Genomic DNA, 12,194 nt, shown 5'->3' with positions numbered 1-12,194 from the left:
GCAACGTATTGTGCGTTGCGACATGGCTGGATTAAGATGCTTTTCGTCCGGCGCAGTCGCCCGGCCTCATCGTCCTACCCCTACGGCAGACACCTCTTCATGACGGCCTTGCGCCTTCATGCGGCAGCGTGCGCGCGATGGCGGCAGGGTGCGGCGGAGCGGACGCAGGCGCTGGAACAGACACGCAGGAAGCGATGAAACGGTTCGGTTCAGGCCGGGCAGGGCGTTTGAAGCAGCAGTCACGCTGCCGCACCGCGGCAGGAAGCTTTCCCGCAAGGGAGGTGCGCAGCGGACTCGCTACTGTAACGATCCTGCAATACCGTGACGCCGCAAGGATGTCGGCGATTTTTGCGGCCCGGCTGATGCGCAGGGCCGCAAATTTCCGCGTTAGGTTCAAGGAGCAGTCGCAAGGCGCCACGGACGGCGCAGGTTTTTGGTTCTTCCCCCCGAGCGGTCGCCGCGCCGGTCCGGCTGCAACCGGCCGTCGCGGCGACTTCGCCCCGCGCTGCGGGGCGCAGCGTCGCAGCGGCAGCACCGCGCCCGCGGTGCGGCTATGCTCCGCCACTGCCGCTGCGGAGCCCGTGCATGCCTTCCTCCCGAACTCTTCTCGCCCTGGCGGCTGTGCTGGGCGCGCTTGGCGTCGGCCTGGGCGCATTCGGCGCGCATGCGCTGCGCGCCAGCCTGGAACCGGCCCAGCTCGCCGTCTGGCAGACCGGCACCAGCTACCTGTTCTGGCATGTGCTGGCGGCGCTGTTCGCGGCCGGCGCGGCCACCGGCGGCGCGGCGCGCGCGGCCGCGGCGGCTTTTCTGACGGGCAGCTGCGCGTTCTCCGGCAGCCTGTTCGCCCTGGTGCTGGGCGCGCCGCGCTGGCTGGGCGCGGTCACGCCGCTCGGCGGCACGCTGCTGATCGCGGGCTGGCTGCTTCTGGCCTGGGCGGTATGGCGGCGCTGAACGGCTGCGGTTCGCACGCGGCCTGGATCGGAGCGCTTGCGCTCGCGGCGCCGCGGCGTACCAGGCGGGCCGCGGCTACCACTCGATGGCGTAAAGCTCGGGCACGTTGCCGGGCTGCATCTCGACGTTTCTTTCGTAGCGCATCCCCAGCTTGTGCAGCAGCTGGGTCGAGCGCGCATTGCCCGGCGTGACGATGGCCACCACGCGGCGCAGGCCGAACTGCTCGCGCGCCAGCTGCAGGGTCGCGCGGGCGGCTTCCTCGGCATAGCCCTGGCCGCAGTGCTCGGGCAGCAGGGCGTAGCCGATGTCGACATCGTCGAGGTTGTCGCGCTTGATCAGGCCGCACATGCCGATGGGCGCGCCGCTGCCGGCGTGGTCGATGCGGTACAGGCCGTGGCCGTGGCGTTCGTACATGGCCATGGGGCCGTTGCGCAGGTAGCCGCGCGCATCGTCCAGCGTGCGCACGCCCTTGTCGCCGATGTACTGCAGCCAGGCCGGCTCGTTCACCAGGCGCAGGATGAAGGCGTCGTCGGCTTCGCTGAAACGTTCCAGCCGCAGGCGCGGCGTCGTGGTCACACTCATCGGGCGGGCTCTCAGTAGCGCAGGGAAAGGCAGCTCAGGCCGCCGTCCATCTTGCGGAATTCGCTCATGTCCAGCTCCAGCGGTGCATAGCCCGCCTCGCGCAGCCGCGCCGTGGTGCGCGCATAGCCGGCGGCGACCAGCACATGCGCGTTCACGCGCACCGCATTGGCCGCATAGGCTTCGTCGGAATCGACCACGATGCGGTCGTAGCCGGCGAACGCCGGATGCCCGGCCAGCGCCTCGATCAGCAGCAGGCGCCCGTCGCCCAGCCAGCTCAGCCCGCTCTTGAGGTGCAGGATGCTGGATATGTCGCTCACATCGACCAGGCTGCTGGCGTAGCCGGCGGCGGCGAGGCACCGCGCCAGCTGTTCGGCGCCGGCCGCATTGGTGCGCGCCGACAGGCCGATGAAGACGTGCTCGCCGGCTTCGCAGATATCGCCGCCGTCCAGCGTGCCCGGCGCTTCGATCTGCTGCAGGACCAGGCCCTGCGCGCGCAATGCCTGGCCTACGGCTTCGACTTCGCCGGCGCGGCTGGGCGCGCCGGGGCGGGTCAGCACGGCACAGCGCGGCAGCAGCACGGCGGTGTCCTCGACGAAGGTGGCGTCGGGGTGGCGCGGGTCGGGCGGCAGTTCGTGCACGTCCAGGCCGCAGCGCCGCAGCGCATCGCAATAGGCCGCATGCTGGCGCAGGGCCAGGGCGTGGTCGGGAACGCCCAGATTTTCCCGCGTCAGCCCGGCGGCGAAGTTGGAGCTGGGTGCACGTACCAGGGCTTGTGTGAACACGGACGGGCTCGCGGCGCGGGGCGGGCCAACGTAGCGGCTTGCGGCCCGTCTGTGAAGCCCGGGCGCGGCTCAGTCCGGCAGCGCGCCGGCTGCGTACTGGGCGGCGAACTCACCCGAGGGCGGAATCGGCGTGATGACATCGATCAGCACGCCGTTGGGATCGGCCGTGATGAAGTGGCGCTGGCCGAAGGCCTCGTCGCGCAGCGGGCACCGTATCGGCAGGCCGGCGGCGCGCAGGCGGTCGTGCACCGCGTCCACGTCGTCCACCTCGAAGTTCAGCAGCAGGCCGGCGGCGGTGCCGCGGTCCGCGGCCGGGATGGTTTCGTGCTGGCCGTCGAGCACAGCCAGGTTGACGTCGGCATCGTCGTGCAGCTGCAGGTGCACGTACCAGTTGCTGCTGAACAGGGCGACGAAGCCGAAGTGCTGCTGGTAGAAGCGCGCGGTAGCCGCGACATCGGCGCACATGAGCACGGGGTAGTAGCTGCTGACTTTCATGTTGTGCCGCTCCGGATTTACATACAGACTGTATGCGGATTTCAAACTAACATACAGGCTGTATGTATGCAACGGCGCAAAGCCCAGCCCACGCCCGTCACGCCGCGCAGCAACCGCGACCGCACCGAGGCCACCCGCGCCGCCCTGCTGCAGGCCGCGCGCGAACTATTCGTGCAGCACGGCTACGGCGACACCTCCACGCCGGATATCTGCGCCGCGGCCGGCATCACCCGCGGTGCGCTGTACCACCACTTCGTGGACAAGCTGGATCTGTTCCGCCAGGTGCTGCAGCAGGAAGCGCAGGCGGTGCAGGCAGCGATCGAGGCCGCTGCGCCGGCGCAGCGGTTGCCGCAGGAAGCGCTGCTGGCCGGCAGCGAGGCCTATCTGGATGCGATGACCGTCCCCGGCCGCACCCGTCTGCTGCTGATCGAAGGGCCGGCCGCGCTGGGTGTGGCCGACAGCCTGGCGGTGGACGCGGCGAATGCCGCCGCCAGCCTGCGCGCCGGTCTGCTCGAAACCGGCCTGGCCGATGCGACGGTGGCGGTGGATGCGATAGCCCAACTGCTCGCCGCTGCGTTCGATCGCGCCGCATTGCAGATCGACGCGGGCGCCGATGCCGCGGCGACGCGCGCGGCCATGTTGTGGCTGGTGCGGCAGGTGGCCGCGCCCGCCGCCGCCGCGCAGAAAACCCCGTCCGCCGTCCGGCGCCGGCGCTGATGATGACCGCCGCTCACCTTTCCGTTGCGGAAGCCGCGCCGCCCACGCCCGCGGAGCCTTCCGGGCCGGGCCGCATGGACCAGGCGCCTGGCCTGGCCCTGTTCGATTTCGACGGCACCCTGACCGACCGCGAGATGTTCCCCGATTTCCTGCGCACCGCCACGCCGCGTGCCCGGGTGGCGCTGGGCACCGTGCTGTTCGCGCCGCTGCTGCTGGGCTACCGCCTGGGCTGGGTCAGTGCGCATTTCCTGCGCGAGCGGCTGGTGAGCTACTGCCTGCGCGGTCTCGACGAACAGGTTTACGCCCGCAGCGGCGAACGCTTCGCGCGCGAAGCGCTGTCCCCGGTGCTGCGGCCGCGGGCACTGGAGCGGCTGCGCTGGCATCAGCAGCGCGGCGATACGGTCGTGGTGGTATCCGGTGCGCTGGACGTGTATCTGGCGCACTGGTGCCGTGCGCAGCAGGTCGATTGCCTGTGCTCGCGGCTGGAAGTGATGGACGGGCGTCTCAGCGGCCGCTATGCCGGCGCCCAGTGCGCCGGCGAGGAAAAGGCGCGCCGCGTGCGCGCGCACTACGATCTTGCGCGCTACGGCGAAATCTACGCCTACGGCGACACGCACGAAGACCTGGCGCTGCTGCAGCTGGCCCGGCACCGCTACTACCGCGGCGAACCCGTGGACTGAAGCGCCTCGCGGCCGCGGACGCCGCAGACAGCCCTACGGCCGTCTGCGGCGCCGTGCGCCTCAGCTCTTGACGCAGCCTTCCAGCCAGACCACGTGCTTGAACTGGTCATAGCGCGAGAAGGTGCCAGTCAGGGCGATCTTGTCGCCTTCGCGCAGGGTCAGCGCGTAGGCGGTCTGGTTCTTGGCCATGATGCAGCTGATCGAGACCTTGTAATGCGGATCCATCGGGCCCGGCTTGATCAGCATGTCGCCGGGCTCGGGTATGTCGTAGCCGACGTTGTAGTCGTCGCCGTCTTCCATGATGAAGGCGGCGCGGCCGGTAACCGTGAATTTCTTGCCTTTGTAGCGCGGGTTGATGGTGGACTGGTTCTCGTTGGACTGGCGTGCCAGCTTGAGCGAGAAGGCCAGCGCGTCGATCTTTTCCGGGCCGGCGCTGGCAGTGCGCGCCTCGGCGTCCTTGGCGGCGCGTTCGCCGGCGGCGCCGGGCTTCACCGTCGCCAGCATCTTGCAGATTTCATCGCGCATGGCGTCGCTCTTGGTCAGTGCGCCGCGGCCCAGCTTCACTTCCATGCTCACCGTAGTGACGCCGTTTTCCTGCGCCGCGCTGATGATCATGGGAATGGGCTTGTGCTTGAAACTCTCCGGCTCCTCGATCAGCAGGCTGCCGCCTTCGGCGTCGAAGGCCAGCACGTTCATCTTCTTTTCCAGGGCGGTGGCGCGCATCTGGTTGATCGCGCTGGCGACGCTGAGGTCGGAAAGCGCTACCGAGGAACGGTAGCTGCTGCCGGTGAAGGGCGAGCCCTGCTTGCTGAAATTGGTTTCGCAGCTGCCGGCCTGGGCCTGGCCGGCGGCGGTCAGGGCAATGAGCCCCAGGGCAGAAAAAACACGCATGACATCTCCTTGCCGGTCTTTGAAGCCGGCGTGTGAGGGTATGGATTGCGCGGACCCGCGACTGCCGTCTGCCCACGACAGGGAATGTCCGCCGCACAAGACTACGACATTGGCCGTAGATCCTGCATGGCCTGGACGCGGCGATGTGATCCTTCCCCCAATTTTTCACACCATTCCCGCTAATTTGTGGCTTTCCCGCCGGCCGGGCCGGCTCCGCGTGCCGGTCTGGGCATGAGCCCGGTCCGGACGGCGGCAAACGCAGGAGGATCCGCGCATGACCCGCAACATCGCCACGTTCTGTGTTCTCTGCGCCGGCCTGGCCGGCAACGTCCATGCCGCGCTGCCCGGCTATGCCGCGCCGCAACTCCAGGCGCGCACCAACCTCATCGTCAACGACAACGGCTACAACCTGCCGCCGGGCGCGTCCTTCAACAGCATCACGGCCGATATCGACGACAGCGGCCGCGTCGCTTTCCCGGTGCAGATCGTGCCCGATGGCGCGGACAGCCGGCCCGGTGTGTGGTTCGGTGCCGGCGGCACCGGCAGTATCGTGTTCACCGGACCGGTGGATGCGCTGATTTCCGCTTCGCTGCGCCTCAATAACAGTGGCCTGGCCGTGTTCCTGCTCAGCGATACCGGCGGCGCCGACGGCATTTACCGCTACGATCACGCCGCCGCTGCCGCCGCGCGCGTGGCCACGCCGCCGGTATTCCCCAATACCTATTCCGCGCCGGGGATCAATGCGGCCGGACAGATCGGTTTCCAGGCGAATTTCAGCGCCGGCCGCGCTTATGCCTCGGTCGCGGCTGGCACGGCGGCATTCCATGCCACCGACAAGGGGCTGGATCCGGGCAGCAGCTTTACCTATCTGTACACGCCGTCCTTCGACGACAGCCGCGCCCTGGTCGCGAAGGTGGCGACCTCGCCGGATTTCACCAGCGCCACCGAGATCCGCCGCTTCGCCAGCGACGGCAGCTCCACCCGTCTGGTCGCCGACCGCGGCTCCGACGCAAACTCGCCGATCGCGCGCTTCGACAATTCGCTCGCGCTCAGCGACAACGGCAGGATCGCCTTCATCGCCACGCGCTTCGCCGACAACCGCCGCGTGGTCTACCGCTACGACGGCGTGGAATTGCGCGAGATTGCCGCGGTCGATCCCGCCGGGCTGATCCGCGAACTGGAATTCTTCCCGCCCAGCATCAACGACGACGGCCTCGTTGCCTTCCGCGCGCGCGATGCGGATGGACAGGCTATCTACGTGGGCGATGGCGACAACCTGCGCCGCGTGGTCGGCAAGGGCGACCGGCTCGCGACCGACCTGGGCCTGGGGCAGGTAGGCCAGCACAACGCGGACGCGGTGTTTTCCGGCGCGCCGGCCCTGAACAACCGCGGCGACCTGGTGTTCATCGCCGCGCTGCATCCGGACGGACAGAGCCAGGTGGAATGGGGCAGCGGCGTGTTCGTCGCGGCGGTGGCGGCCGATGCGCTGTTTGCCGATGGCTTCGAGGTGAATCGCTAGCGCTTCTCCGGCGGCAGCTTGCGGCTGGCTGCCTGTCTGCGCGAATGCCGGCCGCGTTTCGCACACTGGCGTTTCATCGGTGCCTGCCGCAGCGGTAGCCGCGCGGGCTGCCGCCGCGCGGCGGCCGACGGCGTGCCGCGGGATTCGCGGACCGGCGGATGGCGTCGCCGTCGCGGTGCCGCTGCTCAAAAGACGCTTTCCCCGGGACGCAAAGGTCCGCATCAGGGAACAGGCGAGTACGGCTGCCGTCCGGCCGCCGCTGCGGAAAAACATTGCTCCGTCCGGCCACCGCAACGTGCTGTCCGTCCCGCGGGGCTGGCGTTTGCGCTTGCCGCGGCGAAACCTAACGCGGTTCAAACATGCCCGGCCCGACGAACTGCTATGTTGGCCGGCCGCCGGCGCCGTGCGCGGGCGGTGTACGCAAGGAAAACGTTCCCAAGGAGCCCGTGATGAAGTTGCAATACCCGCTTTCCCTCGCCGCCGTGCTGGCCGTGTTCGCGGCGCCGGCGTTCGCCGGCCAGGCCGATATCTGCTATTCGCCCCAGGTCGCGGCGATTCCTACGCCGCCGCCGGTGACCAACTCGGTCACGTTCCAATGTCCACAAGCGGGCAATTTGAACCTGCCCCAGCTCGCTGCAGCGGGCTGGCAGGTGGTGCAGCTTTCCCCGGTGACCACGCCCGGCGCGAATCCGAACTTTCCCGATACCACCTGGCAGCTCGTGATACAGAAGCCCTGATCATGCGCGCCCTTATCCGTTTCGCCGGCGGCGCAGCGCTGCTGGCGGCCTGCGCCGGCGTACAGGCCCAGGTCGCGGCCGATATCTGCTACGGCCCGTCGCAGCCGGCCTCCGGCGCGTCGCCGCCGACCAGCGCCACCGTGTTCGCCTGTCCCCAGGCCGGCAGCAAGACTGTCGCCCAGCTCGCGGCCGCGGGCTGGGGCCTGGTCAAGCTCGCGCCGGTGATGCTCGACGACGTCAACAGCGCGCCCCAGTTGACCCTACGGCGCAAGGACGTGCTGTTCCGCAACGGCTTCCAGTGAAGCCGTGCCGCGCGCGGAGCCGGCTCCGGTTCCGCGCGTACGGCGCGCGTTCAGCGCAGATCGGCGAGGCGCACGCGGCCGCATTCGTCGTCGCGGCGGTCGAAGATGCAGTAGCGGCCGCACAGCAGCGGCAGGCCGAGCACGCTTTGCCGGCTCCAGCGCAGCAGCAGGAACAGGCTTTGTCCCGCCACGTTCGCATTGCGCTGCCAGTACTGCGCCGGTTCGCAGCGCAGGCAGACTTCGCCGCCGTTGCTGCCTTCCAGGCGGAAATGCAGCGCCGGCCAGCGGCGCGTGTCCACGGCTTCGTTGGGCAGGCCCTGTTCGTTGCGGAACTGTTCCTCGAAGCGCTGGATCAGTTGCGGCAGGGACGCATCGTGCGCGGCGAAGCCGGTCAGCACGGCGTCGTAGAGCGTGCCTTCCAACGCGAGGAAACTGCTTCCGGTGTCGATAAAGGCGTTGCTGACGCAGCCGTCCCGGTACTGCGGCGCGACCTGTGCCGCCGCGATCGGTTCCTGGTCGCCGACCTGCACCGAGAGCAGGTTCGCGTTGTAGTAGAGATCGTGCAGGATGCGCACGTCCTGGAAACCGCCGCGGTACAGCGCTTGGCATTCCTCGCCGCCGCCCAGCACCAGCACGCCGCTGTTGAGCGGATCGGCGGCGAGCTGCGCCGGCGTCGCCGCCGCGTCGGTCACGTGTACCACGGCGCGGCGCACGCTCAGCGCGAAGCGGTCGGCGAACAGGCCCTCGCCCTCCAGCGCGCAGAACAGCGGCTGCAGGGTCACGCGCGGCTGCTGCAGCAGTTCCTGCTTGAAGGCGGCCAGGGCTTCGGCGTTGGAAAGATCGTAAGGCCAGGGCCAGGTCAGCGCCGGATCGCGGCCCTGCCGGGTCAGCGGCGCCGTCATGTCGTGGGCGGGATTGAGCTGCCGGTAGGCCAGGCCGAGTATGCCGTCGGCATTGCGGAAGAAAGCGCTGGCATCGTTCTCCACCAGGGCGAAGGCCGCGCCGTCCACGCGCCGCGCCTGATCGCCTTCGCCGAAGCCTATGCGCGAATGCAGGACCGGGCCGGCCCAGGCGCCCTTGCCGTACGTCACTTGCTGGGCCAGTGCGGTGGCGCCGAGCGCGCTGTCGCTGTCCGGCCGGTATTTGCTGCCGGTCAGCGCCAGCGTACTGCTGCCGGTATCCAGCAGCACGTTGACGCAGGCATTGCTGCTGCCCACCTCCAGCGCCGCGGTATAGCCGCCGCGGGCATAGGCGAGCGTGGTGCGCAGCTGCAGCGGCCGGGGCGACGTGGGCATTGCGGCATCGTATACCAGATTGCCGCCGCCGCCCGTTCGCGCCGGCCGGCGTGTTTCATTCCGCCGGTTGCACGCCCAGGGCGGCGGCCTGGCGCACCACCTGGGCCACGGCCTGCTTCACGCTTGCATCCTGCGCCGCTTCCTGCGCCCTTTTCAGGCCGCGGGCCAGTGTGCTGCGGCCGGCCGGGTCGGGCTTGAGCCGATAGCCGCAGTAGGCGTGCAGCACTTCCATCAGCGGCGCGCCGTCGCTCTGGAGCAGCTCGGGATAGGTCAGGTTCGCCTGCACGCCGCGCGTGGTCTGTTCCAGCGCCCTGGCGCAGTCGTCGACCAGGGCGAAATGGCTGGCCGCGGCGACGCGGAACAGCAGCAGGTTGGTATCGTCGCCCAGCCAGACGCGCTCGGCGACAGCCGCGCCCTTGGCGTAGTACTCGCCGGCCTTCGGCAGCTGGCCGGATTCCTCGTAGATGCTGGCCAGGTTGAGATATTGGTAAGCCACGCGCGGATGCACTTCGCCCACCTGATCGATCAGGATAGGGATGATCTGCTGCAGGTACTCGGTGGCCTTGGCGAAATTCCTGCGCCGTGTCTCGATGGAAACGCCGACGCTGAGCGCTTCGGCGTAGCGCGCCGAGGTGCGGCTGAAGCTTTTCTCGGCCAGGGCGAGCACGTCCTTGAACAGCGTTTCGCCGCGCTCCAGATCGCCGGCGTCGGCTTCGCGTATGGCCAGTTTCTGCAGGCTCTGGAACACTGCCGGCGAATCCGCGCCCAGGCGCGCACGCTGGGCCGCCACCACAGCCTCGATTTCCTTGATGCCTTCCTCCGGCCGGTAGCTCACCCGCAGCGCGTCGGCGCGCAGCAGCCGGCGCTGGTCTTCCTGCGCCGGTTCGAGCAGGTCCGGCGTGATCGCGTCGATCTTCTGCAGCGCCTGCGGCACGTGGCCGATGTGATAGTCGTGGCTCGCGTCCAGCAGTTTCCAGACCGCGGAGCGGCGTGCATCGCCAGCGCTTTCTGCCAGGCCCTGGTCGATCAGCCTGCGGCTTTCTTCGTTGCGCGACATGGCCAGCAGCGTGCGCGCCTTGAGCAGCAGCAGTTCATTGCGCTGTAGCGGTTCCAGGCCCTGCGGTGACAGGCCGGCCACGGCATTTTCCGCCAGCGTCGGATAGCCCAGGCCGAGGTCGATCTGCGCCACCGTGCCCAGGATGCGCGCGCGCGATTCGGCGCTGAGATCGGGACTGGCCTTGGCCTGGGCGGCGACGCGCTCGAACACTTCGCGCGCGCTGAGATCGCGTCCGCCGGCGCTGTCCGGATCCACCGAGAGCAGCGTGTCCATCAGCAGTCCGCTCATCTCGTCGGCGCGCAGCTGCTGCCGCGCCGTGGCCTGCTGCTGGCGCCACAGCAACAGGGCGCCGGACAGCAGCAGCGCCAGCACCGCGGCCGCCGCCGTCACGCCAGTGCGATGGCGCGTGACGAAGCGGCCCAGGCGATAGGCCAGGTTGCCGCGGCGCGCCAGCACCGGGTGGCCGGCGAGATAGCGCTGCAGGTCCTCCGCCAGCTGGTCCACCGAGACATAGCGGTCGACCGGCTGCTTGCGCAGGCAGCGCAGGGTGATCAGGTCCAGATCCTGACCGATGCGCAAGCCGCTGCCATCCGCTGCTGCGGCGGCGCGGCTGGGCGGTGCCGGGTCGACGTGCAAGGTCTGCTGCTCCAGCTGCGCCGGCGTCAGCGCTTCGCGCCGGAACGGCGTGGTGCCGGCGAGCAGTTCGTACAGCAGCACGCCCAGGCTGTAGACATCGCAGGCCGTGGTGATGGGGCCGCCGCTGAATTGCTCGGGCGCGGCGTGGCTGAGCGACAGGAAGCGCTGCGCCGCGCCGGTTTCCTCCACATCGACCGCGCCGACCTGGGCCAGCAGCGGCTTGGCGATGCCGAAATCCAGCAGCTGCGGCTGGCCGGCGGCATCGACCAGCACATTGCTGGGCTTGAGGTCGCGGTGCACGATCAGGTTGCGGTGGGCATAAGCGACCGCGGCGCAGACAAGAAGGAACAGGCGCAGCCGCGCCTTGAGGTCCAGCTGCTGTTCCCGCACGTAGCGATCGATGGGAATGCCGTCGACGTACTCCATCACCGCGTAAGGACTGCCGTCGTCCAGCTCGCCCAGGTCCAGCATGGTCGGAATGTTCGGATGCTGCAGCAGGGCGAGCAACTGGCGTTCCAGGCGGAAGCGCGCCAGCGTCGCCGCATCCAGCATCTCCGGACGCACGATCTTGATGGCGACCTGCTGCGTCACGCCGCCGTCGACGCGCTCGGCCAGGAATACGCTGCCCATGCCGCCGCGGCCCAGCTCGCGGCTGATGCGGAATGCGCCTATGCGCCGGCCCGTCCATGCCTCGGAAGACGGCGCCGGCCTGACTGCCGCGCGGGCGGTTGCGCTGCCCAGCTGCGCATCGGCCAGCAGCAGATCTTCGATCTGGCGCCGGGTGCCCTCGCCCAGGTCGGCCTGGGCGGCGAGGTAGCCGGCGCGTTCGGCCGCGGGCAATTCCGCCAGCTGGTCGAAGAGATCGCGGATGCGGCGGAACGGCGTTTCGGACATGGCGCAGCTTCCGGATCTATTTTGTTCTGTTGTGGAATATTGATTCTCAGCGGAACGCCTGCAGCCGGTCCGCCAGCCAGGCCCGCGCGAAGCGCCAGCTGCGCACCACGGTCGCGCGCGATACGCCGCAGACTTCGGCGATTTCCTCGGTGGTCAGGCCGCCGAAGAATTTCAGCTCCACGATCCAGGCGCATTCGGCATCGACCTTTTCCAGCGCTTCCAGCGCGGCATGCACGGCCAGCCAGTCCACGCCGAGGTCGATGCTGTCGCATGCGGGCTCGTCGTCTTCGAGCTGGTCCAGGCTGATGAACGGCGTCTGGCCGCCGTGCCGTTCGCTGCCGCGCGAGCGCAGGTGGTCGATGACGAAATAGCGGATCGAGCGCGCCGCCACGGCGAAGAAATGGCCGCGGGCCTGATAATCCAGTCCATCGGCGCGGGCCAGGCGGGCGTAGGTTTCGTGCACCAGGTCGGTGGTGCCCAGGGTCAGTTCCTGCGGCGTGCGGCGCAGGCGCGCCCGGGCGATCTCCTGCAGCACCGGATAGACCGAGCGCAGCAGCTCCGCTTCGGCGGCGCGGTCGCCCTGGCGCCAGCGCGCGAGCAGGGCGGTGATGTCGGTATCGTCGGCCGATGTGGTCATGGTATCGATGATTCTCCGC

Annotated in this window: 13 protein-coding genes; 6 read left to right on the top strand and 7 right to left on the bottom strand. The window is 69.2% G+C overall.

The window, feature by feature from the left end; genetic code table 11:
* The first annotated feature begins 585 nt into the window (after positions 1-585).
* Positions 586-951 carry a DUF423 domain-containing protein gene (locus NM961_RS01445; protein ID WP_255910459.1) on the top strand — a complete coding sequence of 122 codons (366 nt, stop codon included), beginning with the start codon at positions 586-588 and terminating at the stop codon, positions 949-951.
* Positions 952-1,026: 75 nt separating this feature from the next.
* Here NM961_RS01445 and NM961_RS01440 read toward each other — a convergent pair whose 3' ends face one another.
* The 3 genes from NM961_RS01440 to NM961_RS01430 all read right to left on the bottom strand — a co-directional run bounded on the left by NM961_RS01440 (position 1,027) and on the right by NM961_RS01430 (position 2,810).
* Positions 1,027-1,533, bottom strand: coding sequence for a GNAT family N-acetyltransferase (locus NM961_RS01440; protein WP_255910458.1), 507 nt, complete (start codon positions 1,531-1,533; stop codon positions 1,027-1,029).
* An 11-nt stretch (positions 1,534-1,544) separates the two neighbouring features.
* Positions 1,545-2,315, bottom strand: coding sequence for a dimethylarginine dimethylaminohydrolase family protein (locus NM961_RS01435; protein WP_255910457.1), 771 nt, complete (start codon positions 2,313-2,315; stop codon positions 1,545-1,547).
* A gap of 69 nt (positions 2,316-2,384) precedes the next feature.
* Positions 2,385-2,810, bottom strand: coding sequence for a VOC family protein (locus NM961_RS01430; protein WP_255910456.1), 426 nt, complete (start codon positions 2,808-2,810; stop codon positions 2,385-2,387).
* 66 nt (positions 2,811-2,876) lie between these two features.
* Here NM961_RS01430 and NM961_RS01425 point away from each other — a divergent pair, with 66 nt between their 5' ends.
* Positions 2,877-3,527 carry a TetR/AcrR family transcriptional regulator gene (locus NM961_RS01425; RefSeq protein ID WP_255910455.1) on the top strand — a complete coding sequence of 217 codons (651 nt, stop codon included), beginning with the start codon at positions 2,877-2,879 and terminating at the stop codon, positions 3,525-3,527.
* 74 nt (positions 3,528-3,601) lie between these two features.
* Complete coding sequence (locus NM961_RS01420; RefSeq protein WP_255910454.1) at positions 3,602-4,207, top strand: HAD family hydrolase; 606 nt, start codon at positions 3,602-3,604, stop codon at positions 4,205-4,207.
* Between the two features lie 60 nt (positions 4,208-4,267).
* On the opposite strand, the gene NM961_RS01415 is transcribed toward NM961_RS01420, so the two are convergent.
* The gene (locus tag NM961_RS01415; RefSeq protein WP_255910453.1) at positions 4,268-5,098 is read right to left on the bottom strand and encodes a hypothetical protein; all 831 of its coding nucleotides are present in this window, start codon (positions 5,096-5,098) and stop codon (positions 4,268-4,270) included.
* A gap of 274 nt (positions 5,099-5,372) precedes the next feature.
* Here NM961_RS01415 and NM961_RS01410 point away from each other — a divergent pair, with 274 nt between their 5' ends.
* The 3 genes from NM961_RS01410 (at position 5,373) to NM961_RS01400 (ending at position 7,656) form a co-directional block, all read left to right on the top strand.
* On the top strand, positions 5,373-6,617 hold the full coding sequence (locus NM961_RS01410) for a choice-of-anchor tandem repeat NxxGxxAF-containing protein (RefSeq protein ID WP_255910452.1): 1,245 nt from the start codon (positions 5,373-5,375) through the stop codon (positions 6,615-6,617).
* 449 nt (positions 6,618-7,066) lie between these two features.
* The gene (locus NM961_RS01405; RefSeq protein ID WP_255910450.1) at positions 7,067-7,354 is read left to right on the top strand and encodes a hypothetical protein; all 288 of its coding nucleotides are present in this window, start codon (positions 7,067-7,069) and stop codon (positions 7,352-7,354) included.
* Between the two features lie 2 nt (positions 7,355-7,356).
* Positions 7,357-7,656, top strand: coding sequence for a hypothetical protein (locus tag NM961_RS01400; RefSeq protein WP_255910447.1), 300 nt, complete (start codon positions 7,357-7,359; stop codon positions 7,654-7,656).
* Positions 7,657-7,706: 50 nt separating this feature from the next.
* Here NM961_RS01400 and NM961_RS01395 read toward each other — a convergent pair whose 3' ends face one another.
* The 3 genes from NM961_RS01395 to NM961_RS01385 are packed head-to-tail and all read right to left on the bottom strand — an operon-like array spanning position 7,707 to position 12,175.
* Positions 7,707-8,951 (bottom strand): pepsin-like aspartic protease, encoded by a 1,245-nt coding sequence (locus NM961_RS01395; RefSeq protein ID WP_255910445.1) that lies wholly within the window; start codon positions 8,949-8,951, stop codon positions 7,707-7,709.
* A 55-nt stretch (positions 8,952-9,006) separates the two neighbouring features.
* Positions 9,007-11,538 carry a serine/threonine-protein kinase gene (locus tag NM961_RS01390; protein WP_255910443.1) on the bottom strand — a complete coding sequence of 844 codons (2,532 nt, stop codon included), beginning with the start codon at positions 11,536-11,538 and terminating at the stop codon, positions 9,007-9,009.
* Positions 11,539-11,584: 46 nt separating this feature from the next.
* Positions 11,585-12,175, bottom strand: a complete 591-nt coding sequence (locus tag NM961_RS01385) for an ECF-type sigma factor (RefSeq protein WP_255910442.1) — start codon at positions 12,173-12,175, stop codon at positions 11,585-11,587.
* Between the last annotated feature and the right edge of the window lie 19 nt (positions 12,176-12,194).

The organism is Tahibacter harae, assembly GCF_024437735.1.
Taxonomy (GTDB): domain Bacteria; phylum Pseudomonadota; class Gammaproteobacteria; order Xanthomonadales; family Rhodanobacteraceae; genus Tahibacter; species Tahibacter harae.
This window is presented reverse-complemented; position numbering and strand designations above follow the sequence as displayed.